This is a genomic window from Burkholderia seminalis (assembly GCF_001718535.1).
In the GTDB taxonomy this organism is placed as follows: domain Bacteria; phylum Pseudomonadota; class Gammaproteobacteria; order Burkholderiales; family Burkholderiaceae; genus Burkholderia; species Burkholderia seminalis.
The window spans coordinates 2,282,735-2,308,491 of record NZ_CP013400.1; the positions used below are offsets into that span (position 1 = coordinate 2,282,735).

The following is a 25,757-nucleotide window of genomic DNA, read 5'->3' on the forward strand; positions in this document are numbered from 1 at the left end:
GCGGCGTATCGCTAGACCGGCCAGCTGATCTCGAAGCGCGCGCCGCCGAGCTCGACCGGATCGACGACCGCGATCCGGCCGTTGTGCGCGTGGAGCACCTGCCGCGTGATCGACAGGCCGAGCCCGTAGCCGCCCGTGCGGCGGTCGAGGCGCACGAACGCGTCGAAGATCCGTTCGCGCTCGCTCTCCGGCACGCCGGGGCCGTCGTCCTCGACGAAGATCCCGATGTTGCCGTGCACGAGCGAGAGGCCGACGACGATATGCGATTTCGCGTACTTGCTCGCGTTGCGCAGCAGGTTGCGCATCGCGTACGACATCAGCCGCCGGTCCATCTTCACGCGCAGATCCGACGCGATCGCGATGCGCGCCTCGATCGCGCGCTCCGGATACAGCAGTTGCGCGTCGTGGATCTGGTGTTCGAACCACGCGACCGGCGCGGTCATCTCGAGGTTCGACTGCAGCGAACTGTATTCGAGCCGCGCGAACGTCAGGCTCATGTCGATCAATTCCTCGAGCTCGGTCACGTCCTGCGCGATGCTCTCGAGCGCGCCCTGGTATTCCACCGCCGAAGCCGGTTCGCGCAGCATTTCGAGCGCGAAACGCACGCGCGCGAGCGGCGTGCGCAGCTCGTGCGAAATGCCGTTCGTCAGATCGCGCTGCGCGGCGATCAGGCGCTCCATGCGCATCGCGAGCGCATTCAGCGTGCGGGCGAGCGGGCCGATGATCACGCTGTGCGATTCGCGCGCGCGCGTGTTGAACCGCCCGCCCGTGAAGTCGATCGCGCGTTCGCGCACCATCACGAGATCCGACCACACCGGCCGCATCCACCGGTACGCCGCCAGGGCGGGCGCCGCGAACACGAACGCGAGCACGATATAGATGTCGCCGGGCAGCGCGTCGAACGCATGCCACACGACCTGCGGCGACAATTCGACGCACAGCGCGAGCGCCGGCACGAGCGCGGTCAGCAGGACGAGGCCGAGCAGATGCAGATAGGTGCGCACGTAGAGGCGCGACCAGCTCGGAATGCGGTCGGCGCGCGTGTCGGTCCACGCGCGGCGGAAATGCAGCCAGCGCCATTTGACGTAGCGCAGCGTCGGCAGCGGCGGTGCATCGGGGTGCGAACGGGTTCGTCGGATCATCGCGGCTCCCGGCCGGCGGGCGCAATGCCCGCGCGGAACGTGACGGCGTCGCGCGCTGGCGGCGTCATTCCCACGCGTGCTTGCTGAATTGATAACCCTTGCTGCGGATCGTCTTGATCCGCTGCGGGTTGCTCGCGTCGTCGCGCAGCTTGCGGCGCAGCTTCGAGATGCGTCCGTCGATCGTGCGGTCGAGGCCGTCGAATTCGACGCCGCGCAGCTGCAGCATCAGGTCGTCGCGGCTGACGACTTCGCCCGCATGGCACACCAGCGCCCACAGCAGGTCGAACTCGGCCGACGTCAGGTCGGGCGTGCTGCCGTCGGGCAGCACGACAGTGCGGTCGGTACGGTCGATCGAGAACTTGCCGAACGCGTAACGCTCCGGCTGCGGCGCGGTGCCTTCGGCCGCGCGCACGGGTGCGCGGCGCAACTGGGCCTTGATCCGCGCGAGCAGGATGCGCGGCTCGACGGGCTTGTGCACGTAGTCGTCCGCGCCGAATTCGAGGCCGAGCAGCTCGTCGAACGGCTCGTCGCGCGCCGTCACCATGATGATCACGCCGTCGTATTGCTTGCGCGCCTCGCGGCAGATTTCGAAGCCGTCCTTGCCCGGCAGGTTCACGTCGAGGATGACGAGATCGGGACGAATGGACAGGATCGCCGGCACCGCGGCGTCGCCATGCAGCACAGTGTCGACCTCGTAGTCGTTCTTGCGCAGGTAGCCGGCGATCAGCGTGGACAGGCGGGTGTCATCTTCGACGAGCAGGATACGAAAAGACATGGGCAGCGGTCGGATCATCAGGGAAGCCGCGGCGGCGCCGGCCGGTGCCGGACGCCGGCCATCGGCCGAAACGTACCGCATGATACTGCGACCGCCGCTTGCCCGTTTGGCGGTCTTGAAAATAAGGGCGCGATGTCGGTTGCGCTTGACGAATCGGCGCCGGGACGGTTCCATACGGGCTCGCCGGAATCCGGGACATGCCTCTACCCGCCTGACTTGATGAATTACCAGCCGATCCTCGAACGCATCCATACCGAACTCGCCCCCTGGATTGGCCAGGGACGGGTTGCCGACTACATTCCCGAACTCGCGAAAGTGCCTGCCGACAAGTTCGGGATGGCCGTCGTGACACTCGACGGAAACGTTTACACGGTCGGCGACGCGCACGAGCGTTTCTCGATCCAGAGTATTTCGAAGCTGTTCGCGTGCACGCTCGCGTTCCAGTTGCTCGGCGACGAACTGTGGGAACGGGTCGGCCGCGAGCCGTCCGGCAACGCGTTCAATTCGCTGGTGCAGCTCGAAAGCGAGCGCGGCAAGCCGCGCAATCCGTTCATCAACGCGGGGGCGCTGGTCGTCACCGACGTGCTGTGCCGCCGCTTCGTCAAGGCCGAAACGGCGCTGGTCGAATTCGTGCGGCGGACGATCGGCGCGAACGACATCAACTACGATTCGCGCGTCGCGCTGTCGGAGTTGCAGCACGCGGAACGCAACCGCGCGATGGCGCATTTCATGGCGAGCTTCGGCAACATGCAGATGCCGCCCGATACGGTGATCGACGCGTATTGCCGCCAGTGCGCGATCACGATGAACTGCGTCGAGCTTGCCAGCGCCGCGCTGTTCCTTGCGAACGGCGGCGTCGCGCCGGTGACGGGCGAGCGGATCGTCGATCCGAGTTCCGCGAAACGGCTGTCGGCGTTGATGCTGACCTGCGGCACTTACGACGCGGCCGGCGATTTCGTGTATCGCGTCGGGTTGCCGGCGAAGAGTGGTGTCGGCGGGGGGATCGTCGCGGTGCTGCCGGGCGAAATGGCCGTGTGCGTGTGGGCGCCGGGGCTGGATGCGAACGGGAACTCGCTGGCGGGAACGCTGGCGCTGGAGTGGCTGACGACTTATACGGGAAGGTCGATTTTTTGAGGGGGCGGAGTCAGGCGTGCGTCACCCGGCGCAACGGCGGGAGATGAGTATCGGCCGCGATCGCCCCGCTTCAGCCGGTCGCGAAGTCGGGCATTCGGTGCTTGCGAACAGCGCGCCTCGGCCATCCACGCCGATGTATCGGAGAAGCCGGTTCGAAGCGCATGGTGTGGGCCGGCGCAGAGCGCCGGGCTCGCTCCGGATCACCCCTTGCCCAGAGGGGGCCGCCCTGGAAAGCCGGCCATGTTGCTCAACTGGGCGAGTTCATTGGCGGCCTCGCGCAGCCATTCCGAATACACGTGAATCTTTTCCGCCGTCAGCCGCTTGCGCGGACCGGCCAGGCTGATGACGCCGACGCAACGCGAGCCGCTGACCACGGGTGTCGCGACCGCCGCCATTCCCGGCGCAAAGACCTCATCGATCATCGCGTAGCCGCGCACGCGCGCGGCGTGCAGGAAACCGAGCAGCGCCTTGAGCGTGGTCGGCGCGTTGGGGCCGAACTCGTTCGGCTCACCAAAGCCCTGCTTCAGGACGAGCGCAGCCGCCTGTTCGTCGGCCATCGTCATGAGCCATGCGTGTCCGGTCGATGTACATGAGAGCCGTGCCGCCTGCCCCATGTCGGGATCGTAACGAAAACCGGTGCGCTGGCCATCCGCTTTTCCCACCCAGATGATCGTCTCACCGTCCACCAGCGACAGGCGCGCCAGTTCGCCGGTGCGCGCGGCGACGCGTTCGATGATCGGCTGGGCAATATCCGCGATGCCGGTCAGGCTCAGGAACTCCAGGCCGTTCGACGTCATGCGCATGGTCAGGATGTAGCGGCTGTGATCGGCCAATTGCCGCACGTAACCACTGTCGACCAGTTCCGCGAGAACGCGATGGCACGAACTGCGCGGCATTCCCAGCGCATCCGCGATCTCGACAAGCCCCGCGCCCTCGCCTTGCGACGCGAGGAAATCGAGCACTCTCAGGCCGTTCTTGAGCGACATCGTTCGTCGACATTCCGCGATATGAAATGTAGTTCCGGTGCGGAACGCACCGCTTCCGCAGCGCAAACAATAGCACCTGTTGGTCGCGAGAAACGCGGTTACACCATACCGATAATCCAGGAGACACCATGTCAGATATCGCTGACCCGAACATCGCCGCAGGCGAAGGGTCCCCACAGGCTCACTTGATGGCCCGTCGCGCGGTGGCGGGCGCCACCGTCGGCACGGCGCTGGAATGGTTCGACTTCGCGTTGTACGGTGTGGTCGCGGCCACGATCTTTCCGAAGCTGTTCTTCCCGTCGCTCGATCCGACCGCGTCGCTGCTCGCATCGCTGGCGAGCTTCTGGGCGGGACTCGCCGCCCGTCCGCTCGGCGCGGTGATCTGCGGCATGCTCGGCGACCGCTGGGGGCGGCGCAACCTGATGCTGGTCACGGTTTCGGTGATGGGCGCGTCGTCGTTCCTGATGGGCCTGCTGCCCACGTATCAGCAAGTCGGCATTCTTGCGCCAACCTTGCTGGTTTCGCTGCGCATCATTCAGGGGTTCGCGCTCGGCGGCGAATCGACGGGCGCGCAACTGATGGCGGTCGAACACGCATCCGCGAAAAAGCGCGGGCTGTACTCGGGCCTGCTCGGCATCTGCTCGCCGCTCAGCCAGATCCTCGCCAACTTCGCCCTCTTCGCGCTGTCCGGCCTGCTTTCGGCCCAGGACTTCGAATCGTACGGATGGAGAATTCCGTTCCTCGCGAGCTTCGTGCTCGTGCTGCTGGGCATCTATATCCGCATGAAGGTCAGCGAGACGCCGGCATTCGAGGCGCTCAGGAAAAAGGGCGAAGGCGCACGCGCCGCCAATCCGCTCGGCATCGTCTTCAGGTTTCACTGGCGCACCGCGCTGCGTCTGACGCTGTTCTTCTGCGGTCCGGCGGCGCTCTTCTACCTGATCGTGGTCTTCTCGCTCAGCTATCTCACGAAGAACCTCGGCGTGCCCAAGCAGACTGGCTTCATGCTGCTGATGGTGGCGAACGTCTGCGCCATCGCGGGCGCGCTGGCGGGCGGCTACCTGAGCGACAGGATCGGACGTAAAGGCGCGCTGCTGATCGGCTCGTTCTGCACGCTGGTCTGCTGCCTGATCTACTTCCCGATCCTCAATCAGCACTCGGTCGCGACGACGATGGCCGTGATGGGCGCCTTCCTCGGCTTCACGCAGTTCCAGAGCGGCATCCAGCCGGTGTGGTTCGCCGAATCCTTCCCGACGGAAGCGCGCTATACCGGCTCCGCGCTGTCCTACTCGGGCGCCAACCTGCTCACCGGCGGGCCGATGCCGATCGTCGCCGTGGCGTTGCTCAACGCCTTTCATGGTTCGCCTTGGGCCATCGTCGCGGTCTGCGGCTCGCTGAACCTGCTTTCCTTCCTCATGATCGCGACGTCGCGGGAAACCAAAGACACGGCCCTCGAACGTAGCGCTACCCACTGACGCCATGACTCGCAAACTCTACATCCTCAACGGCTCCAACCTGAACATGCTCGGCGCGCGCGAGCCGCACCTCTACGGCCATACGACGCTCAAGGACATCGAACGGAACTGCCTCGCGCTGGCCGCGGATCTCAAGTTCGATTGCGTGTTCCGCCAGACCAACAGCGAGAGCCAGTTGATCGACTGGATTCAGGAAGCCTTCCTGCAGGACGCCGCGCTCATCATCAACCCGGCCGGTTTCTCGTTCGGGCGCATTCCGGTGCTCGATGCCGTCAAGCTGGTTCGCCGGCCGGTGGTGGAAGTGCATATCACGAACATTCACCGGCGCTCCGAGGAATACCGTCATTCGACAATCTCGGTGGCCGCTACCGCCGTCATCTGCGGGGCTGGCGCGAACGGCTACTTGCTGTCGATCCGTGCGGTGGACGATCTTTGGAGCAATCAAAGTTGACCCTGATGCCCGCTCGGAGCGCTTTCGGCAAGATGTGCGCGCTGAACATCTGGCGAGTTTCAGGTTGGAACAGCCGTTCGGGAGAGGGCTTCATGGCTCGGACGAGCGGCCGAACCGGGTCTGACGGCTTGCCCAGTCGTCCAATCCGTTGCAATAGCGAAGAGCCCCGGCGAATCCGCAGGCTGCCGGTTCTTTTGAAGCGATCGATCAATACACCGAATTAGGCGTTTACGCTCGCAGAGCACAAACGCCTTTCCCGGCCGATTCCCTTAAACGGCATCAGAATCACCGGAATTCCGAGTCCCGGAATTGGCCGACGAAGCAACAGTCAGCAAGCTGCCAGCGATTTCGCGTAATCCTGCCCCTCGTGGATCAAATCCCGCGCGACGTCGGACAAAACGCCATGGCGCTCGATCGTAGAGAAGCCGGCGTCGAGCCGGGCACGATACAGCGCGAGCATCTCCTCGATCGTGGCCCGATCGGCGTCCAACAGTTCCGCACGCTCAAAAATGTGTGTGAACGCGACCGACAAGCGCCGCATAACGAACGCCGCGTGATAGATCGCAAGCATGTCGCGGTCGTCCCGGCGTAGCGGAGACGCATACTTTACTTCGGGGCTGTCGGCCGTGGCCGATCCTGAACAGCCCGGCGCAGACGAAGCTATAGGAACGGCTTCCCGGGAGCACACAGTCACGCCGGTAACGCATGACCATCCGCCGCTCTTTCAGAGCTTCGCCATTCGATCCCAAGGGGGGTCATCACCAAACGCTTCCGTGAGGTAATCGACAAAGCGGCGCACTTTAAGCGGTATGCGTCGCGCGCTCGGATAAACGGCCTGGATCGCCAACTCAGTGGCACGGTAGGCCGGCAGCAACGGCACAAGTTCGCCCCGACGCAGGTGCTCGCCGAATACGAAGGTTGGACCGTACGCGACGCCGGCGCCGGCGAGTGCGGCGGCGAGAAGCATTTGCGTGTTGTTGGCGGCGATCCGGCAAGGTCCGTCGATGACATACGCGCGGTTTCTCGCATCGAACAAGGTCCAGTCACCGGCCGACACGGCCTCGCTGAAGGCGAGGCGTGGTGCCCGCAGCAAGTCGCCAGGCTTGCGTGGCATCCCATGCCGCTCGAGGTACGCGGGTGACGCGCACACGACCATTCGACACGGCGCAAGCCGGCGTGTGACGAGTTCCGGCTCCCGCAGCCGCCCGATCCGGATCGCCACGTCAACGCCCGCATCGATGAGGTCGACATAACGGTCTCCGAGAAGCACGTCCACGTTCACTTGCGGATGGTCCTCTACATAACGGGCAAGAACGTCGCCCAAATGCATCGCGCCGAACGTGACGGGCGCCGCGACGCGCAAAACGCCGCGCGCCGTACCTTGCGAATCGCTCGCTTCCCGGTTCGCATCGTCGAACGCTTCGAGGATCTGCTTGCATCGCTCATAGTAGGCCTGGCCAGTATCGGTCAAACTCAGGCGGCGCGTGGTTCGTTGGAGCAACCGCGCATTCAGTTCGGACTCGATTGCGCTCACGTGCTTGCCGGCCATCGCCGCCGATAGCCCGAACCGCCGCGCCGCAGCAGCAAAGCTGCCCTCCTCCACTGCGGCGACGAACACCCCGAGACTCGTCAGTCGATCCATTGCGCCTCCTCAATTCGATAACACCATTATCGACTGCCGCTACTGATGCAGCAATTATCAAATACAAGACAGGGATCTAACCTCGACACAACTCATGAAGAAGGGGCATCCCAATGGAAATCGACACGAACGGCACGCGGATTCACATCAAACAGTGCGGCAGCGGAGATTTGGCGCTCGTGTTCCTGCATTACTACGGCGGCTCGTCGCGAACCTGGGACCGGGTGGCAAACCAGTTGTCCGACCGGTATCGCATCATTGCCACCGATCATCGAGGCTGGGGCGAATCCGAAGCACCCGCAGACGGCTACCGTATCGCCGATCTTGCTGCCGATGCCGAGGGCGTCATCGAATCGCTGGGATTGCCGCGCTATGTTCTCGTCGGTCACTCGATGGGCGGCAAGGTTGCGCAACTCATCGCATCACGGCGGCCGCGAGGGCTCGAAGGCCTCGTGCTCGTTGCACCGTCGCCGCCGTCGCCGATGCTTGTCTCCGACGAGCAACGCGCAACCTTGGCTGCCGCCTATCTGTCGCGCGAATCGGTCGAATTCGTCATCGACCAGGTGCTGACCGCGAAGCCGCTGGACGCCGACTGCCGCGAGCAAGTCATAGAGGACAGTCTGAAGGCCGCGCCGCAAGCGAAGGCGGCATGGCCGAACGTGGCCATGGGCGAAGACATCACCGCCGCAGTGGCGTTGATCGACGCCCCGACACTGGTCATTGCCGGAGAGCTGGACCAGGTGGATCGCGTCGCCACGCTGCAGGCCGAACTGCTGCCCCGAATTCCACAGGCCGCGATGTACATCCTGCCTGGAACCGGACACCTGTCGCCGCTTGAAGCACCGGCCGAGGTGGCGCGGGTCATTGCACATTTCGTCGCGGCGCTCGAAGACAAGTCCACCGCGTGCGGCGCACCCGACCAGGTCGCAGCTGCTTTTGACGCTGCGGTGAACGCGGACGATTTCGATGGCCGGACTCGACTCTGAACGTGACGCTACCGGATGGCCCGCGGCACGTGGAATTCGTCAGCGCGACGCGGCGCCGTCAACTGCTCCGAAGGAAAAACATCTTGACTACCCCGTCAATCGTTACGGTCCCGATCCTGCCGTTTGGCATGGTCCATTGCCACCTGATCATCGGTGAAACGGGCTGCGTCCTCGTCGACACCGGCACGCCGGGGTCGCAAGGGAAGATCGAGCGCGCCTTGAAAAAACATGGTCGCGGTTTTCGCGATGTCACCTTGATTGTCGTCACGCATGCCCATACGGATCATGCCGGATCAGCTGCCCGACTGCGTGAACTCACGGGTGCACCGATCCTTGCCCATGCGGGAGATCTGGACTACTACGAGCGGCGCGAGGAAATGACATACTGCGTCGCCCATTGGTGGGGCCCCCTCTTCTTGAGCTCCGGCGTGCCTCGTGAGCCCTACCTGCCCTTCACGCCCGACATCCTGCTGCAGGACAGCGCAAGTTTCGATCTGAGCGGCCATGGAATTGACGGTCTGGCCAGGCATACCCCTGGCCACACGGCGGGCTCTGTCTCGGTTGAACTGAGTAGTGGCGACGCATTGGTCGGCGATTTGCTCGCATCGGGCGTCTTGCTCGGGGGAATCATCCGCAAGACCCACGCCATGCGCCCTCCCTTCGAGGACGACCCGAAAGCTGTCAGCGCGGAACTGATCGGCATGGTCGACGCGGGAATGCAACGCTTCTACATGGGGCACGGCGGTCCGCTGACCGCCAAGGAAGTGCGCCGACATGCTCACTCACTGCAAGTCCTTGGACCCGGACGCAGATACGGCATGAAGGCGATCGGGTGCGGCTGTTCCCGGCGCAAGCTCACGCAAATCGCCGACTAGGACTCTCGACTTCTCGAGCACCCCTTCGCAAACATCGGAAGTTGCCCGGACCACGAAACCTTCAAGCGATTCACCATGCCCCTCACTCATCCGCAATACAAGGTCGCCGTTGTTCAGGCAGCCCCGATCTGGCTCAACCTCGAAGCCGGCATCGACAAGACCATTGCCCTTATCCGAGAGGCGGCAGCGAACGGCGCAAAGCTCGTCGCCTTCCCGGAGACCTGGCTGCCTGGCTATCCGTGGCATATCTGGATGGGGGCGCATGCTTGGCAGGTAAGCCGTGGCTTCGTTCAACGATACTTCGACAATTCGCTAAGCTACGACAGCCCGGAGGCCCTACGACTCAGCGCCGCAGTCAGGCAGGCCGGCATCACGGCGGTCATCGGCGTTTCCGAGCGAAGCGGCGGCAGCCTCTACATGGGGCAATGGCTCATTGGCGCCGACGGCGAGACCATCGCCGTTCGCCGCAAGCTGCGCCCCACTCATGTGGAGCGTGCCGTGTTCGGCGAAGGCGATGGATCGGATCTGACCGTGTATCAGATTGAAGGCCTTGGACGTGTGGGCGCGTTGTGCTGCTGGGAGCATTTGCAGCCGCTGTCGAAGTACGCGATGTACGCGCAAAACGAGCAAGTGCACGTTGCGGCATGGCCGAGCTTTTCCAACTATGAGCCGTTTGCTCACGCACTCGGGTGGGAAGTCAACAATGCTGCGAGCAAAATCTATGCGGTCGAGGGATCGTGCTTCGTACTGGCACCCTGCGCTGTCGTAACACAAGCGATGATCGACGACCTGTGCGACACACCGGAGAAGCACGGACTCAACCACGTGGGCGGCGGTCATGCGATCATTTACGGGCCCGACGGGAACGCGCTTGTCTCCAAGCTGCCGGAAGACAGCGAGGGCATTCTGTACGCGGATATCGATCTTGCGGCCATCGTCATTTCGAAGAGCGCCGCCGATCCCGCCGGGCATTATTCCCGCCCGGACGTTACTCGCCTGATGATCAATCGAACCCGTATGAGACGGGTTGAAGCGCTCACGCTACCGGTCGACAGCTCCGAGACTGGAACGGTGGCGGGCCAGGAAAACTGAGGCGTCGAACACGATATCATCGCGCGAGTGTCGACGCCCCCTGCTCGCATGGGCGGAAATTCGCCTGGTGATCCATGGAACAGGAACCTGAGGCTCGCGGCGCTACGTCTCTTCTTGGGCGAACCCGGTCATCGCAGGCACCACGGCTGCCCGCCCGCACGATGGACGCCGGGACGGCATGCCGGATTATCTTGCCGGAGTCCCGGCACGTTGGCGTTGTCCGGGTTGGCGACTCGCACGATACGATCGATTTTCTGACACCCCCAGCGGTTACTGGAGAACATCAAGCATGCATCCGGACAACGCACCAGCAATCGTCACGACAGCCTGCACGAACGCCGACGCCTCCGCATCGATTCCCGCGATCGTGCCGTCCCGCACCGCACTGCTCGTCATGCATTACCAGACCGACATCCTCGGCCTCTTTCCGTCGGTCGCGTCCGAACTGCTCGCCAACACGCGCCGGTTGTGCGACGCGGCGCGGGCTGCCGGCGTCGGCGTCTGGTTCGCGAATCTCCGCTTCCGCCCCGGCTATCCGGAAGTCAGCCCGCGCAACAAGAACGGCCAGGGCATCAAGCAGCTTGGCCTGTTCATCAACGACGACGTCTGCCCGGAATTGGGCCGGCAGGCCGACGAACCGCTGATCGTCGCGCACCGCGCCAGCGTGTTCTTCGGCACGGATCTGCAGGCTCGGCTGGCCGCGCGAGGAATCGACTCGCTGATCCTGGTCGGCATCGCGTCGACCGGCGTGATGCTGTCGTCGATCGCCCATGCGAGCGACGCGGATTTCCGCCTCTATACCGTCAAGGACTGCTGCTACGACCCGGACCCGGTGGTTCACGAGCATCTGTTCGCCACCGCGTTCGAATCGCGCACGACGGTGCTGTCGCTCGCCGACGCGTTGCACCTGCTCGCGTAACAAACTGGCGCCTCACCGGGAGCCGCCCGCCGCAGGCCGGCTCATCGGGCCGTTCCGATCCCCGCCAGAATGAGGTCGATGCCGACCGGAAATTGCGCGCGCTGCGCCGTGACCGGCGGCGACGTGCGCGATCCCGCCCGCGCCGCGCCGTGCCCCGTTACCTGGCGATAAACACGCCCGACGTCGGGCACGTGCCCTGCGTGTTGCCGTCGGTCACGAGCGACGCCGCGCTCGGGAACTGCGCGGCCGCATTCGTCTTGACCGCGATCCAGGCTTCCGTGAAGTAGCTCACGCCGTTCGTCTTCGTGCACTTCAGCGACACCGCGCTGCGCGTGTTGCTGCCGAACGCGCCCTCGAACGCCGACAGCAGCTGGTTACGCGTCACCGTCTTGCCCGCGTTCGCCTGCAGGAAGGCGTTGAACGACGTGTTGCCGAGCCGGCTGATCATGCCCGACGCCTGGTTCCAGTACGCGTCGGGCGTCGCCGAGTTCGAGCAGGTGCCGTGCTTGAACCATTCGTGCTTGTCGAGACACGACGCGACGCCCGGCATGTACGTCGACAGCGTGTTGCGGGTCGCGCTGCTGATCGGGTAGGCGTCCATGCTGCACCACTGGTGCGCGTTGTCGAGGTCGATGTCGCTCTGCGGCACGCCGCAGTAGAACGGCTGGTTGCCGTCATAGCGGTTCGGCCAGAGCCCATGCAGCGACAGGCTCGTCGCCGCATACGAGCCGGCGAGGTTCGTGCATTCCGGCGTATCGTGCGACGCGCAGAAACCGGGCTCCCACGAGGCGGCGAGCAACAGGTAGTCGTAGCTGGTCTGCGCGGCGGCGTGCAGTGAAACGGAAGCGACGGCGAGGGCGGCAGCGGCGCGGGCGAGCGTCTTGAGCATGGCGTGTTTCCTCGGAAAAGGCATGCGGTCGCGGGATGCGCCGCAAGGTTGTCGAATGTCTGCCCACGATTGTTGCTGTCGCAACGTGGCACGAATGTGAAGGTGGACGAAAGAACTCGCGGGTCGCCGCCCACCCTGTTACAAGCGGTACCGGTACCACCCGTTGCCTTCCGCCACGGGCGGCACCCGCGTACCCTGTCGCCACCCTCACCCTGCTATGGAGCATCGCGATGGTAACCGCCACACGGTTCGGCAAGCCCTATTGCGTCGAGATCGGCAACGGGCGCAGCGTCGTGCGTGCGGACACGCACAAGGAAGGCCAAGGCGGCGACGCAGGCATGCGGCCGCACGAGCTGCTCGAAAGCGCGCTCGCGGCGTGCGTCTGCATGTCGATCGACCTGGCCGCGCAACGCGCGGGCGTGACACTGCCCGCCTGCACGGCGGACGTGACCGTTGACCGCCTCGACCACGAAACGGGTTTCGATATCGCACTGCGCTTCGCGGCGCCGCTGTCGCCCGCACAGCAGACGCTCGTGCGCGACGCGGTGCGGACTTCTCCGGTCGCCCGGACGCTCGGCAAGCCGATACGGGTCAGGCCGGCCACGATCGCGAGCGGTTGACCGTCCCGGCATGCGCCGAACGCGGCACTATCGATGCCGGCACATCGACGGCGGCACGGCTCGCACCTGTGGCATCCGGGCGCTCACGACCCGGTGCCGAGCTGCGTGCACGCGCGGGCGGACGCTTCGGGGCCCTCGAGCGCGAGAATCTGCCACACACCGATACTGACGCGCTGGCGCGCGGCCGTCGACGCGTCGGCCAGCAACGCCTCGACACGCGGCGCGGCATCGGGCGCCTTCTGCCGCAGCGCCGCGTGATGCCGCGCGCGGGACGCCGGCTCGGATTCGTACACGTCGCAAAGACGCACCATGCCGGCGAGCCCGGCCACGTCGTCGTCCTTGTCGATCGCGCCGGGTTCGACGGGCGCGAGACCCTTGCGTTCCTCCGGCGGCAGCTTGTTGCGGGCGCCTTCGTCGATCGCCGTGGCGGACGCCGGCGGCAGGCCGCCGATCGCCGCGACGATCCGGCTGCCCGCGGCGATCATGTCGCCCTGGCACGCGATCTTCTCGGCGGCCGCGACGTTCGAGCAGAACGACACCGACGTCCGGTACACGTCGTTGCTCATGCGCGGCACTTCGTCCGAACTCGCCTGCGCGAAACCGGCGCCGGCCAGCACGAGCGCAGCGGGAATCAGGATGCGTAAAGCTCTCGTCTCGTTCATTGTTGTCGTCTGTGGGTCGTGATGGCGGGCACACTCGCCGGGTCGCGCGGTGGCGACCCAAGTGACGCCGGGCCCTCGTCCGGCGCCACGCGTTTCACTTCATCGACGCCGCCTCCGATCGGCCAGGCGACAGCGCCGCGCTGTCCTGCTCGCGCCACGCGCGGCGCGACGCCATGATCGCATTCACCGCCGAGCGCGCGACCTTCCACCACGCGAACGGCCGCGGATCGGCGAGCATGCTGAGCGCGCGCGCATAGTCAAGCGTGAGGCCGGGCGTCCACGCCATCGTCACCGCACGCTTGCGGATCTGCGCGGCCACCCACAGCTCCGGCGTCAGCAGCAGCCGCACGAACGCGCCCCACCCGGCCCGCGTCCCCTTCAGTCGCCACACCGCGCCGTCGAGCGCGGCTTCGAGCGCATTCGATACCGTGCTCGAGCAGTTGCGGTGCGTGAGGTTGTACGTGACGTTCTGCCGATACGACGACCAGAAGGCTTCGAGCTTCGCCGGATCGTAGTTGCGGATGCGTACGCGCACGGTCGACGGGCACCACGCTTTCGACTCCGTCGCATAGTCGGGCTGGAACAGGCCCGGCACGTCGTTCTCGCGCGTCGCGCGCAGGATGCGCGTGAATTCGTCCGGAGAACGATCGATTTCGACGCCCGGGTACAGGCTGATGTAGATGCCTTCGGGCGACTCCAGCGCCGCGTGCCCGGTCGAGATCACGCCGTTGACGTCCACCGCCGCGATGTAGCGGTCGATCACCGGATAACGCTGCGCTTCGGCCTTCGACGTGCCGGTCGGCGTCCACACGTGCACGGTGAGCGCGTGCTCGCCGTCGGCCGGCGGGCCGTCCCATTCGGCTTGCGCGAACCGCGGCTGCTCGCGCGCATCGTCGAGATCGGGTACGAGCGCCGGCGCGGGCGACGTCGCGAACGCGGGATTGCGCGTCAGGCGCCGCACGCGCGCGGCGAGGCTCAGCATGTGCATTCCGCCGAACATCAGCAGCAGGCCGAGGCAGTACGGCACGGTGCCGACGTAATGCGTCGGGTACGGCTGGAAGAAGAAGACCGCCAGCAGGATCTCGACGATGCCCCACGCGAAGGCCACGTTCCAGCGCCGGTAGCGCACCATCCACGCGGACGTGCACTGCAGCAGCCCGTCGACGAGGAACAGCGTGCCGAAGATCATCGACAGCAGGAAGTGGCCGTGGTGATGGCCGGCGAACACGAGCCCCGCGGCCACGACCACCACGATACCCTTCACGTAGCGCAGGATGCGCTGCCCGCCGACGCCGCTGCCGGCCATGGCGAGCGTCGCGAGCCCCTCGATCAGGAACAGCCACGCGAACAGCTCGATCGGGAAATGCAGCGCGCCGTCGAGCGCGTCGACGAAGATCCCGACGCCTGCCGCGACCCACACCCAGCCGAGCACGGTCAGCCCGCGCCAGCGGGTTCGCAGATATTCGATGCCCAGCAGCAGCAATACCAGTCGTACCATCGCGCCCTCGTGTCATTTTTCGGGATACGCGCGGCCTCGCGTGCCCTGTCATGTCGACCACGCGCCGTGCGACGCGGCGGCCGAAAGTCGGTCATCGTTGCCGGCGCGTCGTGCCGTCGACATCACCGACGGCGGCCGGCATGCGCCGCTCTCGCCGAATAATAAGATATGGCGGAGCCGGTTGAAAGCATGGCGAAAACGTTTTCGGCGGGGCACGAAGCGATCCGGCCGCCCGCTGCCATGACAGATTTCCCTTCGACAACCTGCCGCCGATACGCGAGAATCGCGCTTCCGAGGGCGCAAGCCACTGAACCGAACCGCACAGACGGGACAACAATAAATGAGCACATCGATCACGCGCCGGCGCCTGCTGGCCGCCGCCATGGCCGCGAGCAGCCTGGCGCTGTCAGGCTGTTTCACGCCGAAGCTGTACAAGGACGACGCATACAGCGAGTACGTCACCAGTTTCATGATCACCCAGGACGGCAAGAAGCTGGTCGTCCTCGGCACGCGCTACCATTACATCTTCGATCTGCCGGCCCAATTGCGGCCGGTGCTGCTGTCCGGCTACCGGAAATCGCTGCATACGACGTTTGCCGACTTTCACGCGAGCGGCGGCGGCATCACCGGCCACTACCGGATCGTGTTGCCGAAGGACGCGTCGGACGACGATCGGCAGGCTGCCCGTGCCGACGGCTTCACCGCCGCGCCGGCCGGTCTCGTGCTCGAAGGCGACATCGGCGGCAAGCGCTATTCGACGGAAGGTTTCGCCGAGCAGGACAAGGGCGCCGCGCAAGCGTTCAACGAGCAGTACCGGGTGTACATCCGGGAATCGCCGTCCGTCGTCGGCATGGGCCTGCGGATCCTCGCCACGCCGATCACGGTGGCCGCCGACGGCGTGCTCGTGCTGGGCGGCATCGTGCTCGTGCCGTTCGCGGCCATCGCGATCCAGGCAAACGGCGGCATCCGGATCATGTAACGGCGTGCGCGGTACGCGCCGCCACGGGAGCATCGTCATGACCGCCTCACCGCTTCACACGCCGCCGCTCGGCCCGCAACTCAAGCGCTGGCGCGCGCTGCACCGCGTCAAGCAAAGCCATGCGGCCGAACTGTTCGGCGTCGCGCAATCGACGATCTCGCGCTGGGAAGCCGGCCGCCAGCAGATGTCGCCCGACGAGCGCGCGACGGCCGAACGGCTGCTCGCCGCGCGTCTCGATTCCGCCGGCGACCACGCGCTCGCGCGGCTGATCGCGGGCAGCGCGGGCCGCCTGCATCTCGTGTGCGACCTCACGCATCGGCTGCTCGCCTGTTCACCGGCGCGCGCGGCCGAGTTCTCGCAGCCGCTTTCGATGCTGCTCGGCACGTCGCTGTGGCGCTATGCGACGCCGGAAATCGTCCGCATGGAGGCCGCGCTCGATCCGCTCGGCTGGCACGAGCGCGCGGGGCCGCCGAGCGTCGAGTTCGACACGGGCGCAAACGCATCGCGCGTCGTGCCGATCCGCGGCAGCCAGTGCCGGTGGACGCGCATGACGCTGTCGGACGGCTCGGCCGCGCGACTCGTCGAGACGCTTTAGCGCGCGCCGCGCATATTTCATGCGTGGACGAACCGCGATCGGGCGGCGTACGCTGGACGCCTCATCGCAAGGACGCCGACCATGAACCCCGATACGATCCGCGCACGGCTCGATTTCCTGCGCGAAGCCGAACGCCTGAAGGACGTGCTGCGTAGCGGCCATACGTCGAACGGCCGCCCCGAAAGCACGGCCGAGCACAGCTGGCGGCTGTGCCTGATGGCGCTCGTGTTCGCCGATGCGCTGCCCGGCATCGACATGCTGAAGCTGCTGAAGCTGTGCATCGTCCACGATCTCGGCGAGGCGCTGCACGGCGACATCCCCGCGATCGAGCAGGCCGCGCATCCCGACAAGAGCGTGCACGAACGCGATGACCTGCTGACACTGGCCGGGTCGCTCGACAATGCGCAGCGCGACGCGATCGTCGCGCTGTGGGACGAATACGAAGCGGCCGCATCGCCGGAAGCGCGCGCGGCGAAGGCGCTCGACAAGCTCGAGACGATCCTGCAGCACAACCAGGGCAGCAATCCGCCCGATTTCGACTACGCGTTCAATCTCGGCTACGGCCGGCGCTACACCGACGCCGCGCCGCTGTTCAGCGCGATCCGCGAGATCGTCGATGCCGACACGCAGCGCAGGATCGACGCGGGCAGGCAGCACGCGTAAGCTCGCGGGTTCGGGCGCACCGCACCGCGTGCCCCGCTCGCACGAGGCGCGCCGCATGACGCAGAACATCTACGACGACCCGGCCTTCTTCGAAGGTTACAGCCGCCTGAACCGCTCGATTCACGGGCTCGACGGCGCGCCCGAATGGCCCGCGCTACGCGCGCTGCTGCCGGATCTGCGCGGCCGCCACGTGCTCGATCTCGGTTGCGGCTACGGCTGGTTCAGCCGCTGGGCGGCCGATCAGGGCGCGGCCGGCGTGCTCGGCGTCGACGTGTCCGAACGCATGCTCGAACGAGCGAACTCGACCGCCGCGCATCCGGCCATCACGTACCGCCGCGCCGACCTCGAAACGCTCGTACTGCCGGACGCCGCATTCGATCTCGCCTACAGCTCGCTCGCGTTCCACTACATTGCGCACCTCGACACGCTGCTGCGCACGATCCACCGCGCGCTCGTGCCGGGCGGGTGGCTCGTGTTTTCGATCGAGCATCCGGTCTATACGGCGCCGCGCCGGCCCGGCTTCGTCATCGACGCGCAGGGTAACCGCACCTGGCCGCTCGACGGCTACCAGCGTGAAGGCGAACGCGTGACCGACTGGCTCGCGCCGGGCGTCGTCAAGCAGCACCGCACGCTCGGCACGCTCGTGAACCTGCTGATCGGCTGCGGCTTCACGCTCGCGCATCTCGGCGAATGGGGGCCGACGCCCGAGCAGGTCGACGCGATGCCCGCGCTAGACGAGGAGCGCGACCGCCCAATGATGGCCATCGTCGCTGCACATCGGTAGCGCGAACGTCGGGTCGTTCACACATCGCCACAATCACGCGGCCTGGCCCCCTTGCGACACGGCGCTCGCACAATTCAGCACAATTTCCACACGATTCGGCGCGAATTCCTCGCTTACCATGGGCGCCTGATTCGGCCCGGCACGCCCGCGCGATGCGTACGCGGATGCCGTCGCGGGCGACATGCCCGGCATGCGACGCCGGTCGGATCGTCCCGCCCGGCCGCACGCATCGCCGGCACCGCTTCATCCTCGCAGTGTTCTCATGGCCCAGAAGACCCATTGCCGCCGGCGCATCGTGCTGGCTACCCTTGCCGTCGTCGCGATCGCCACCGGCGTCACGCTGAAAGCCTGCGCGCCCGACAAGCACCCGCAGTACCTGTCCGCGCCCGTCACGCGCGGCGATCTCGAGAACGCGGTGCTCGCGACCGGCGCGCTGCAGGCGTTCAGGCAGGTCGACGTCGGCGCGCAGGTGTCGGGGCAGTTGAAGACGCTGAAGGTCAAGCTCGGCGACAAGGTCACGAAGGGCCAGTGGCTCGCCGAGATCGATCCCGTGATCTCGGAAAACGCGCTGCGCCAGGCGCGCGCCAGCGAAGAAAGCCTGCGCGCGCAGCAGCAATCGGCGGCCGCGCAGCTGACGCAAGCCGAACTCGCGTTCCGCCGCCAGCAGGCGATGCTGCCCGACGACGCGACGTCGCGCGAATCGTTCGAGGCCGCGAAGGCGACGCTCGACGTGCAGCGCGCGACCCTCGCGTCGCTCGCCGCGCAGATCCGTTCGGCCCGCATCCAGATCGAGACCGCGCAGGCCAACCTCGGCTACACGCGCATCGTCGCGCCGATCGACGGCCAGGTCGTCGCGATCGTCACGCAGGAAGGCCAGACCGTGATCGCGCAGCAGCAGGCGCCGGTGATTCTGAAACTCGCGAATCTCGACACGATGACCGTGAAGGCGCAGGTGTCGGAAGCCGACGTGATCCGCGTGAGCGCCGGCCAGACCGCGTATTTCACGAGCCTCGGAGAACCGGACAAGCGTCATTACGGCAAGCTGCGCGCGATCGAACCGGCGCCGCAGAACTACGCCGACGTACAAAGCCCGCTCGGCGGAGGCGGCGCGAAACCGAATGCCGCGGTGTTCTACAACGCGCTGTTCGACGTGCCGAATCCCGAGCACCGGCTGCGCATCGCGATGACCGCGCAGGTCAGCATCGTGCTCGGCAACGCGCGCAACGCGCTGAGCATCCCGGCCGCCGCACTCGGCGAGAAACGCAAGGACGGCACCTATGCGGTGCGCGTGCTGCGCGCCGACGGCAGCACGGACACGCGCAACATCCGCATCGGCATCAACAACAACGTGCGCGTCGAAGTGCTGGCCGGCCTGAAGGACGGCGAGCGCGTGGTGCTCGGCGAGGCCTCGGCGGACGACCACGCGCTGCTGTCGGACGCGGTGTGACGATGCGCCAGCCCCTGCTCAAACTCGCCGCCGTGACACGACGCTTTCCGGCCGGCGACAAGGACGTCGTCGTCCTGAACAACGTGAACCTGTCGATCGACGCGGGCGAGATCGTCGCGATCGTCGGCGCGTCGGGCTCCGGCAAGTCGACGCTGATGAACATCCTCGGCTGCCTCGATCATCCGAGCGAAGGCACGTACACGGTCGGCGGGCGCGACACGCACATGCTCGACAGCGACGAGCTCGCGCAATTGCGCCGCGAGCACTTCGGCTTCGTGTTCCAGCGCTACCACCTGCTGCCGCACGCCGACGCGGTCGCGAACCTCGAAATGCCCGCGATCTATGCAGGCACCCCACGCGCGGCGCGGCACGCCCGCGCACGCGAACTGCTCGCGCGCCTCGGGCTCGCCGATCGCGCGCATCATCGCCCCGGGCAGTTGTCCGGCGGCCAGCAGCAGCGCGTGAGCATCGCGCGCGCGCTGATGAACGGCGGCCAGGTGATCCTCGCCGACGAGCCGACCGGCGCACTCGACACGAAAAGCGGCCAGGAGGTGCTCCGGATCCTGCACGGGCTGAACGCGCTCGGCCACACGATCGTGATCGTCACGCACGACAAGACCGTCGCGCGCCATGCGCGGCGCATCATCGAGATCAGCGACGGCGAGATCGTCGCCGACCGGCCGAACCGGCACTACGCGGAAGCGCTCGCCGAAGCCGGCATCGATACGGCCGAAGCCGCCGCAACCGCTGCAACCGCCGCGGCTGCCGGCTCGTCGCCGGCAGTCGATCGTCACGATACGGCCACGCCCGCCGACGCCGACGCCAACGCCAACGCCGATACCAATCCCGCCCCGCGCGCCCCGCGCTTCGCGGCCGGCACCGGCCGCTTCGCCGAGGCATGCCGGATGGCTTGGATCGCGCTCGTGTCGCACCGGCTGCGCACGCTGCTGACGATGCTCGGCATCATCATCGGCATCACGTCGGTCGTGTCGATCGTCGCGATCGGCGAAGGCGCGAAGCGCTACATGCTCGACGAGATCGGCAGCATCGGCACCAACACGATCAACATCTATCCGGGCACCGACTGGGGCGACAGCCGCGCGGACACGATCCAGACGCTCGTGCCGGCCGACGTCGCCGCGCTCGCCGAGCAGCCGTACGTCGACAGCGCGACGCCCGAAACGTCGCGCACGCTGCTGCTGCGCTACCGCAACGTCGACGTCAACGCGCTCGTGAGCGGCGTCGGCGACCGCTACTTTCAGGCGCGCGGGATGCGTTTCGCGCTCGGCGCCGCGTTCGACGACGACGCGGTGCGTCGCCAGGCGCAGGTCGCCGTGATCGACCAGAACACGCGCCGCAAGCTGTTCGGCGCGACGCGCAACCCGGTCGGCGACGTGATCCTGGTCGACAACGTGCCGTGCGTCGTGATCGGCGTGACGGCCGACAAGAAGAGCGCGTTCGGCAGCGTGAAGAGCCTGAACGTGTGGGTGCCGTACACGACCGCGAGCGGGCACCTGTTCGGCCAGCGTTATCTCGACAGCATCACCGTGCGCGTGCGCGACGGGCAGCCGAGCGCCGCCGCCGAGAAAAGCCTCGAGAAGCTGATGATCCAGCGCCACGGCCGCAAGGACTTCTTCACGTACAACATGGACAGCGTGGTCAAGACCGTCGAGAAGACCGGCCAGTCGCTGACGTTGCTGCTGTCGCTGATCGCCGTGATCTCGCTCGTCGTCGGCGGGATCGGCGTGATGAACATCATGCTGGTGTCGGTCACCGAGCGCACGCGCGAGATCGGCATCCGGATGGCGGTCGGCGCGCGGCAATCCGACATCCTGCAGCAGTTCCTCGTCGAGGCCGTGCTCGTCTGCCTGCTCGGCGGCACGATCGGCATTGCACTGTCGTTCGGGCTCGGCGCGCTGTTCTCGATGTTCGTCGTGCAGTGGAAGATGGTGTTCTCCGCCGGCGCGATCGTGACGGCGTTCGTGTGCTCGACGCTCACCGGTGTGATATTCGGGTTCATGCCCGCACGCAACGCGTCGCGGCTCGATCCGATCGATGCGCTCGCGCGCGATTGACGAAAGACCTGCCATGACGCATTCCTCACCGCTTCGCCGCCTCGGCGCATTCGCGTGCGCGGCCACGCTGCTCGCCGGGTGCGCGGGTGCGCGTCACGATCCGCTGCCGGCCGTCGCGATGCCCGCGCACTGGGCCGCGCCGGTCGCGGCGAACGCGCCGGCCACCACGCGCGACTGGTGGCGCAGCTTCAACGATCCGCAACTCGACGCGCTGATCGACGACGCGCTGCGCGCCAACAACGACCTCGCGATCGCGGCGATCCGCGTCTATCGTGCGCAACTGCAGGCCGGTCTCGCCGATACGAACCTGACGCCCAACGTGACGGCCGGCGCGAACGGCACCGTGTCGCGCACGCTCGATACGCACCGGACGAGCCGGTCGAGCGGCATCAACGGTTCGCTCAGCTATGAAATCGATCTGTGGGGCCGGCTGGCCGCGCTGCGCGACTCGGCGCGCTGGGAAGCCGATGCGACGGCCGCCGATCTCGAAGCCGCCCGGCTGTCGCTGATCGGCACGACCGCGTCGCTGTACTGGCAGCTCGGCTATCTGAACCGGCAGATCGCGCTCGGCGACGCGAACATCGCGTATGCGGTGCGCACGCTCGCGCTCGTCCGGTCGCGACACGCCGCCGGCGCCGTGTCGGGGCTCGATCTCGCGCAGGCCGAACAGAGCCTCGCCGCGCAACGCGCCGCGCAGACGCAGCTGATCCAGCAACGCACCGAGAACCGCCACGCGCTCGCGATCCTGTTCGACCGGCCGCCGCAGCAGCTTGCGGCCGAACCGTCGGCGCTGCCCGACGCAGCGCCGCCCGAGGTCGCGGCCGGCCTGCCCGCGAGCCTGCTGGGCCGCCGCCCCGACCTGCGCGCCGCGGAATTCCGGTTGCGCGAGTCGCTTGCGCAGGTCGACGCGACGCGCACGAGCTTCTACCCGACCTTCACGCTGACCGGCAGCGCCGGCACGACGAGCACGAGCCTCGAGCGCGTGCTGACGAACCCGGTCGGCACGCTCGGGCTCGGCCTCGCGCTGCCGTTCATCCAGTGGAACACGATGCAGTTGCAGATCAAGGTGTCGAAGTCACAGTACCAGGAGGCGGTGGTCGGATTCCGCCAGCGGCTCTACACGGCGCTCGCGGAAGTCGAGAATGCGCTGTCGGCACGCGTGCAGCTCGAACGCGAAGCCGAACAGCGCGCGCTGTCGCTCGAACAGGCGCAGCGCGCGGAACGGCTGGCCGCCGCGCGTTTCGCGGCGGGCGCGACCGCCGTGCAGCCGTGGCTCGACCAGCAGCAGGTGCTGAGGAGCGCGCAAGGCGCCGACGAACTGACGCGCCTGAACCGGCTCAACAACCAGATGACGCTGTACCGCGCGCTCGGCGGCGGGACGTCCTGAGCGGCGGCGCGGCGCCGCGCGCGGGCCGCGTCATTCGCATACCGCTGCCCGGCGCCGCGCGGGCGCGAACGCCACCGCGCTCGCGGTCGCGAGCACGGCAACACCGGCCGCGCCGTAGACCATCACCCAGCCGAAGCCGTGCACGAGCGCCGCATGCAGCGCCGCGCCGCTCGGGTCGGCCTGCGCGAGCGCGGGTGCGATCGCGTGCAGCCCGTCGGTGCGGCCCGACGCGATTTCCTGCGCGAGCCTGCGCAGCGCGGTATCGCCGATCGCGCCGGCCGCCCCGCCCTTCAGGCTCGCGACGATCCCCGCGACCAGCACGAAGCCCATCGCCGCGATGTTCAGCGCAAGCGAGATCATCCGCGCGCTCATGTCGATCCCCGATGCCATCCCGGCCCGCGAACTCGGCACCGCGCCCGTCGTCGTGTTCGTGACGGGCGTGTTCGTCAACCCGAGCCCGATGCCGGCGATCACGCAGCCGGGCAGCATCGTCAGCCAGCTCGCATGCCCGGCCGCGCTGCCGAGCCGCATCAGCGCGAAGCCGGCCGCGATCGTGAACAGGCCGCCCGGAATCACGACGCCCGGCCCGTAGCGCAGCGCGAGCCGCTCGCCGAACGGCGGCGCGACCAGCGTCGGCAGCGTGTACGCGAGCAACGCGAGGCCGGCCGTCACGCTGTCGTAGCCGAGCGCGACCTGGAACCAGATCGGCAGGTAGATCATGAACGGCCAGAAGCTGAAGTTCATCCCCATCGAGCCGAAGATCGCGCCGGTGAACGCGCGGATCCGGAACACCGAGAAGTCGAACATCGGCCGTGCGCTGGCGCGCTCCGCGACGACGAAACCGATCAGCGCGAGCGCCGTGGCCCCGAGCACGCCGAGCCCGGCGCCGCTCGCAAGCCCGAGTGCCGCGCTCTGCGTGATGTAGAACGCGAGACCGAGCACCGCGAGCGACAGCGTGACGATGCCCGCGACGTCGAGCGTGCCTGCATGCGGATCGCGCGACTCCCGCACCGCGCCGCCGATCAGCACGAGCGCGACGGCCGCGAGCGGCGCATGGACGAGGAACACCCACGGCCAGCTCGCCAGCGCGACGATCGCGCCGCCGACGATCGGCCCGAACCCGAGGCCGATCCCGAACACGATCCCCCAGATCCCGAATGCGCGGCCGCGCTCGCGGCCCTCGCGGAACTGGTGCGACAGCACGGCGATCTGGCAGATCAGCATCGCGCCGCCGCTCGCGCCCTGCAGCAGCCGGCCCGCGACGAGCACCGGCACGTTCGGCGCGAGTCCGCACAGCAGCGACGTCGCGCCGAACAGCACGGTGCCGATCACGTACACGCGCTTGCGGCCGAACCGGTCGGCGAGCGTGCCGGCCGCCATCAGCACCGTCGTGCACGCGATCGTGTATGCGTTCATGATCCACTGCATGCCGTTGAAGTCGCCATGCAGCACGTGTTCGAGCGTCGGCAGGATCACCGGTACGCTCGAAATCTCGAGGCCGAACATCAGCGACGTGAGACAGACGGCCGCGAGTGCGACCGCGTTCCTGCGGGAGTCGGATCGTGTCATGCGTATTGCGCGGCGGCCCGGCGACAGGCCGCGCGCCTCCAGGTGAGTAGGATTCGCCGCGTGCGGCCGGCAACGCACGCTGGGCGGGAATCGGTACTATAGTGAGAATTTCCCTCCCCATTGACGCATGCATTTCCACGAACTGGGGAATTTCAGGAATCAATCACGGCAACTTGCGATGACCGACAGACTCGACGGCGTGACGACCTTCGTGCAGGTAGTGGAATCGGGCAGCTTCGCGCTCGCGGCGGAACGGCTCGACATGACGCGCTCGGCGGTCGGCAAGGCGATCGCGCGGCTCGAGAAGCGGCTCGGCGCGCGGCTGCTGCAGCGCACGACGCGCAGCCAGAGCCTGACCGACGACGGCCAGGCGTACTACGACCGCTGCGTGCGCGCGCTGGCGGAACTGGAAGCGGCGGAGGCCGATCTCGATTGCGGCCGCAACGAGGCGCGCGGCAAGTTGCGGCTGAGCGTGCCGCTCGCGTTCGGGCACCACTGCGTGACGCCGATCGTGCTCGATCTCGCACGCCATTACCCGCATCTGCGGATCGACGTGTCGATCACCGACCGGTTCGTCGATCTCGTCGAGGAAGGCATCGACCTCGCGGTCCGGATCGGCGCGCTCGCGGACAGCACGAGCCTCGCGGTGCGCCGGCTCGGCACGCAATACGGCAGCCTCGGCGCCGCGCCGTCGTATCTCGCGCGCCATGGGATGCCGAAGACGCTCGACGACCTGAAGCACCACCGGACGATCGCGTATTCACGCTCGGGCGTGGTTCAACCGTGGGACTTGCGCGCGCCGGACGGCTCGACGGTGCGGATCGACATGCCGCATCAACTGAGTTTCGACGACGTGCAGGCGATCGCCGCAGCCGGCGCATCGGGGTTCGGCATCGCGTGGGTGCCGAGCTGGCTGCTCGACCATTACGTGAAGCGCGGCGAGATGGTGGTCGTGCTCGATCGCTGCTTCGTCTGCGAAGGCGACATTCACGCGATCTGGCCGAAGACGCGCTACCTGCCGCGCAAGACGCGCTGCGTGATCGACGCGCTCGCGCAGGCGATTCCGCCGATGATCGAGCGCCCCGACGAACTGCGATGAGACGGGCGGGAACCGG

General features: G+C 67.0%; 25 protein-coding genes. 16 read left to right on the forward strand and 9 right to left on the reverse strand.

The features are described 5' to 3' along the window. Window positions 1-11: 11 nt before the first annotated feature. Both WJ12_RS30755 and WJ12_RS30760 read right to left on the reverse strand, forming a co-directional pair. Entirely contained in the window at window positions 12-1,142 is a 1,131-nt protein-coding gene (locus WJ12_RS30755) for an ATP-binding protein (protein WP_059556832.1), read from the reverse strand. A 64-nt stretch (window positions 1,143-1,206) separates the two neighbouring features. After that, window positions 1,207-1,917: a response regulator gene (locus WJ12_RS30760; protein ID WP_034189512.1), complete on the reverse strand. Its 711-nt coding sequence runs from the start codon at window positions 1,915-1,917 to the stop codon at window positions 1,207-1,209. A 219-nt stretch (window positions 1,918-2,136) separates the two neighbouring features. On the opposite strand from WJ12_RS30760, the gene WJ12_RS30765 reads away from it, so the two are divergent. Continuing rightward, on the forward strand, window positions 2,137-3,051 hold the full coding sequence (locus tag WJ12_RS30765) for a glutaminase (protein WP_059556833.1): 915 nt from the start codon (window positions 2,137-2,139) through the stop codon (window positions 3,049-3,051). A gap of 200 nt (window positions 3,052-3,251) precedes the next feature. On the opposite strand, the gene WJ12_RS30770 is transcribed toward WJ12_RS30765, so the two are convergent. Next, window positions 3,252-4,037 (reverse strand): IclR family transcriptional regulator, encoded by a 786-nt coding sequence (locus tag WJ12_RS30770; RefSeq protein ID WP_059556834.1) that lies wholly within the window; start codon window positions 4,035-4,037, stop codon window positions 3,252-3,254. A gap of 188 nt (window positions 4,038-4,225) precedes the next feature. Between WJ12_RS30770 and WJ12_RS30775 the strand changes: the two genes are divergently transcribed. Together WJ12_RS30775 and WJ12_RS30780 are read left to right on the forward strand one after the other, a co-directional pair. Next, window positions 4,226-5,509, forward strand: a complete 1,284-nt coding sequence (locus tag WJ12_RS30775; RefSeq protein WP_034189326.1) for an MFS transporter — start codon at window positions 4,226-4,228, stop codon at window positions 5,507-5,509. Window positions 5,510-5,513: 4 nt separating this feature from the next. Beyond that, window positions 5,514-5,960, forward strand: coding sequence for a type II 3-dehydroquinate dehydratase (locus WJ12_RS30780; RefSeq protein WP_049028320.1), 447 nt, complete (start codon window positions 5,514-5,516; stop codon window positions 5,958-5,960). A gap of 328 nt (window positions 5,961-6,288) precedes the next feature. On the opposite strand, the gene WJ12_RS30785 is transcribed toward WJ12_RS30780, so the two are convergent. Further along, window positions 6,289-6,531 (reverse strand): hypothetical protein, encoded by a 243-nt coding sequence (locus WJ12_RS30785; protein ID WP_059556835.1) that lies wholly within the window; start codon window positions 6,529-6,531, stop codon window positions 6,289-6,291. A 153-nt stretch (window positions 6,532-6,684) separates the two neighbouring features. Then, a complete protein-coding gene (locus WJ12_RS30790) occupies window positions 6,685-7,602 on the reverse strand; it encodes a LysR family transcriptional regulator (protein ID WP_059556836.1) in 918 nt (305 codons plus the stop codon). 113 nt (window positions 7,603-7,715) lie between these two features. On the opposite strand from WJ12_RS30790, the gene WJ12_RS30795 reads away from it, so the two are divergent. The 4 genes from WJ12_RS30795 to WJ12_RS30810 all read left to right on the forward strand — a co-directional run bounded on the left by WJ12_RS30795 (window position 7,716) and on the right by WJ12_RS30810 (window position 11,474). Next, the gene (locus WJ12_RS30795; RefSeq protein ID WP_082744643.1) at window positions 7,716-8,588 is read left to right on the forward strand and encodes an alpha/beta fold hydrolase; all 873 of its coding nucleotides are present in this window, start codon (window positions 7,716-7,718) and stop codon (window positions 8,586-8,588) included. A gap of 83 nt (window positions 8,589-8,671) precedes the next feature. Continuing rightward, window positions 8,672-9,463, forward strand: coding sequence for an MBL fold metallo-hydrolase (locus WJ12_RS30800; protein WP_156444739.1), 792 nt, complete (start codon window positions 8,672-8,674; stop codon window positions 9,461-9,463). A 75-nt stretch (window positions 9,464-9,538) separates the two neighbouring features. Continuing rightward, window positions 9,539-10,555, forward strand: a complete 1,017-nt coding sequence (locus WJ12_RS30805; protein WP_059556837.1) for a carbon-nitrogen hydrolase family protein — start codon at window positions 9,539-9,541, stop codon at window positions 10,553-10,555. A gap of 289 nt (window positions 10,556-10,844) precedes the next feature. After that, window positions 10,845-11,474, forward strand: coding sequence for a cysteine hydrolase family protein (locus tag WJ12_RS30810; protein ID WP_034189321.1), 630 nt, complete (start codon window positions 10,845-10,847; stop codon window positions 11,472-11,474). A gap of 157 nt (window positions 11,475-11,631) precedes the next feature. Here WJ12_RS30810 and WJ12_RS30815 read toward each other — a convergent pair whose 3' ends face one another. Then, window positions 11,632-12,363, reverse strand: coding sequence for a ribonuclease T2 (locus WJ12_RS30815; RefSeq protein ID WP_059556838.1), 732 nt, complete (start codon window positions 12,361-12,363; stop codon window positions 11,632-11,634). Between the two features lie 230 nt (window positions 12,364-12,593). On the opposite strand from WJ12_RS30815, the gene WJ12_RS30820 reads away from it, so the two are divergent. After that, on the forward strand, window positions 12,594-12,983 hold the full coding sequence (locus WJ12_RS30820; RefSeq protein ID WP_059556839.1) for an OsmC family protein: 390 nt from the start codon (window positions 12,594-12,596) through the stop codon (window positions 12,981-12,983). 83 nt (window positions 12,984-13,066) lie between these two features. Here WJ12_RS30820 and WJ12_RS30825 read toward each other — a convergent pair whose 3' ends face one another. Together WJ12_RS30825 and WJ12_RS30830 are read right to left on the reverse strand one after the other, a co-directional pair. Next, window positions 13,067-13,645, reverse strand: coding sequence for a hypothetical protein (locus WJ12_RS30825; protein ID WP_034189318.1), 579 nt, complete (start codon window positions 13,643-13,645; stop codon window positions 13,067-13,069). A 94-nt stretch (window positions 13,646-13,739) separates the two neighbouring features. Further along, window positions 13,740-15,143, reverse strand: a complete 1,404-nt coding sequence (locus WJ12_RS30830; RefSeq protein ID WP_034189317.1) for an HdeD family acid-resistance protein — start codon at window positions 15,141-15,143, stop codon at window positions 13,740-13,742. A gap of 340 nt (window positions 15,144-15,483) precedes the next feature. Here WJ12_RS30830 and WJ12_RS30835 point away from each other — a divergent pair, with 340 nt between their 5' ends. The 7 genes from WJ12_RS30835 to WJ12_RS30865 all read left to right on the forward strand — a co-directional run bounded on the left by WJ12_RS30835 (window position 15,484) and on the right by WJ12_RS30865 (window position 23,073). After that, window positions 15,484-16,122: a hypothetical protein gene (locus WJ12_RS30835; protein WP_034189316.1), complete on the forward strand. Its 639-nt coding sequence runs from the start codon at window positions 15,484-15,486 to the stop codon at window positions 16,120-16,122. A 37-nt stretch (window positions 16,123-16,159) separates the two neighbouring features. After that, complete coding sequence (locus WJ12_RS30840; protein ID WP_059556840.1) at window positions 16,160-16,717, forward strand: helix-turn-helix domain-containing protein; 558 nt, start codon at window positions 16,160-16,162, stop codon at window positions 16,715-16,717. Between the two features lie 81 nt (window positions 16,718-16,798). Further along, window positions 16,799-17,380 carry an HD domain-containing protein gene (locus tag WJ12_RS30845; protein ID WP_059556841.1) on the forward strand — a complete coding sequence of 194 codons (582 nt, stop codon included), beginning with the start codon at window positions 16,799-16,801 and terminating at the stop codon, window positions 17,378-17,380. A gap of 55 nt (window positions 17,381-17,435) precedes the next feature. Beyond that, window positions 17,436-18,164: a class I SAM-dependent methyltransferase gene (locus WJ12_RS30850; protein ID WP_069246050.1), complete on the forward strand. Its 729-nt coding sequence runs from the start codon at window positions 17,436-17,438 to the stop codon at window positions 18,162-18,164. A 262-nt stretch (window positions 18,165-18,426) separates the two neighbouring features. After that, a complete protein-coding gene (gene macA / locus WJ12_RS30855; RefSeq protein ID WP_049028329.1) occupies window positions 18,427-19,611 on the forward strand; it encodes a macrolide transporter subunit MacA in 1,185 nt (394 codons plus the stop codon). Between the two features lie 2 nt (window positions 19,612-19,613). Beyond that, window positions 19,614-21,686 carry a MacB family efflux pump subunit gene (locus WJ12_RS30860; RefSeq protein WP_069245978.1) on the forward strand — a complete coding sequence of 691 codons (2,073 nt, stop codon included), beginning with the start codon at window positions 19,614-19,616 and terminating at the stop codon, window positions 21,684-21,686. A 13-nt stretch (window positions 21,687-21,699) separates the two neighbouring features. Further along, a complete protein-coding gene (locus tag WJ12_RS30865) occupies window positions 21,700-23,073 on the forward strand; it encodes an efflux transporter outer membrane subunit (protein WP_049028331.1) in 1,374 nt (457 codons plus the stop codon). 30 nt (window positions 23,074-23,103) lie between these two features. Here the strand turns inward: WJ12_RS30865 and WJ12_RS30870 are convergent, their stop codons facing one another. After that, window positions 23,104-24,642, reverse strand: a complete 1,539-nt coding sequence (locus WJ12_RS30870; RefSeq protein WP_059556844.1) for an MFS transporter — start codon at window positions 24,640-24,642, stop codon at window positions 23,104-23,106. A 178-nt stretch (window positions 24,643-24,820) separates the two neighbouring features. Here WJ12_RS30870 and WJ12_RS30875 point away from each other — a divergent pair, with 178 nt between their 5' ends. Further along, a complete protein-coding gene (locus WJ12_RS30875) occupies window positions 24,821-25,741 on the forward strand; it encodes a LysR family transcriptional regulator (RefSeq protein WP_059556845.1) in 921 nt (306 codons plus the stop codon). The last annotated feature ends 16 nt before the right edge of the window (window positions 25,742-25,757 follow it).

Coding starts and splice junctions, on each gene's coding strand:
- WJ12_RS30845 (WP_059556841.1), top strand. CDS start 16,799: ATGAACCCCGATACGATCCGCGCACGGCTCGATTTCCTGCGCGAAGCC.
- WJ12_RS30790 (WP_059556836.1), bottom strand. CDS start 7,602: ATGGATCGACTGACGAGTCTCGGGGTGTTCGTCGCCGCAGTGGAGGAG.
- macA (WP_049028329.1), top strand. CDS start 18,427: ATGGCCCAGAAGACCCATTGCCGCCGGCGCATCGTGCTGGCTACCCTT.
- WJ12_RS30810 (WP_034189321.1), top strand. CDS start 10,845: ATGCATCCGGACAACGCACCAGCAATCGTCACGACAGCCTGCACGAAC.
- WJ12_RS30780 (WP_049028320.1), top strand. CDS start 5,514: ATGACTCGCAAACTCTACATCCTCAACGGCTCCAACCTGAACATGCTC.
- WJ12_RS30775 (WP_034189326.1), top strand. CDS start 4,226: ATGGCCCGTCGCGCGGTGGCGGGCGCCACCGTCGGCACGGCGCTGGAA.
- WJ12_RS30825 (WP_034189318.1), bottom strand. CDS start 13,645: ATGAACGAGACGAGAGCTTTACGCATCCTGATTCCCGCTGCGCTCGTG.
- WJ12_RS30835 (WP_034189316.1), top strand. CDS start 15,484: ATGAGCACATCGATCACGCGCCGGCGCCTGCTGGCCGCCGCCATGGCC.
- WJ12_RS30805 (WP_059556837.1), top strand. CDS start 9,539: ATGCCCCTCACTCATCCGCAATACAAGGTCGCCGTTGTTCAGGCAGCC.
- WJ12_RS30815 (WP_059556838.1), bottom strand. CDS start 12,363: ATGCTCAAGACGCTCGCCCGCGCCGCTGCCGCCCTCGCCGTCGCTTCC.
- WJ12_RS30770 (WP_059556834.1), bottom strand. CDS start 4,037: ATGTCGCTCAAGAACGGCCTGAGAGTGCTCGATTTCCTCGCGTCGCAA.
- WJ12_RS30820 (WP_059556839.1), top strand. CDS start 12,594: ATGGTAACCGCCACACGGTTCGGCAAGCCCTATTGCGTCGAGATCGGC.
- WJ12_RS30795 (WP_082744643.1), top strand. CDS start 7,716: ATGGAAATCGACACGAACGGCACGCGGATTCACATCAAACAGTGCGGC.
- WJ12_RS30830 (WP_034189317.1), bottom strand. CDS start 15,143: ATGGTACGACTGGTATTGCTGCTGCTGGGCATCGAATATCTGCGAACC.
- WJ12_RS30875 (WP_059556845.1), top strand. CDS start 24,821: ATGACCGACAGACTCGACGGCGTGACGACCTTCGTGCAGGTAGTGGAA.
- WJ12_RS30865 (WP_049028331.1), top strand. CDS start 21,700: ATGACGCATTCCTCACCGCTTCGCCGCCTCGGCGCATTCGCGTGCGCG.
- WJ12_RS30755 (WP_059556832.1), bottom strand. CDS start 1,142: ATGATCCGACGAACCCGTTCGCACCCCGATGCACCGCCGCTGCCGACG.
- WJ12_RS30765 (WP_059556833.1), top strand. CDS start 2,137: ATGAATTACCAGCCGATCCTCGAACGCATCCATACCGAACTCGCCCCC.
- WJ12_RS30860 (WP_069245978.1), top strand. CDS start 19,614: ATGCGCCAGCCCCTGCTCAAACTCGCCGCCGTGACACGACGCTTTCCG.
- WJ12_RS30850 (WP_069246050.1), top strand. CDS start 17,436: ATGACGCAGAACATCTACGACGACCCGGCCTTCTTCGAAGGTTACAGC.
- WJ12_RS30785 (WP_059556835.1), bottom strand. CDS start 6,531: ATGCTTGCGATCTATCACGCGGCGTTCGTTATGCGGCGCTTGTCGGTC.
- WJ12_RS30760 (WP_034189512.1), bottom strand. CDS start 1,917: ATGTCTTTTCGTATCCTGCTCGTCGAAGATGACACCCGCCTGTCCACG.
- WJ12_RS30840 (WP_059556840.1), top strand. CDS start 16,160: ATGACCGCCTCACCGCTTCACACGCCGCCGCTCGGCCCGCAACTCAAG.
- WJ12_RS30870 (WP_059556844.1), bottom strand. CDS start 24,642: ATGACACGATCCGACTCCCGCAGGAACGCGGTCGCACTCGCGGCCGTC.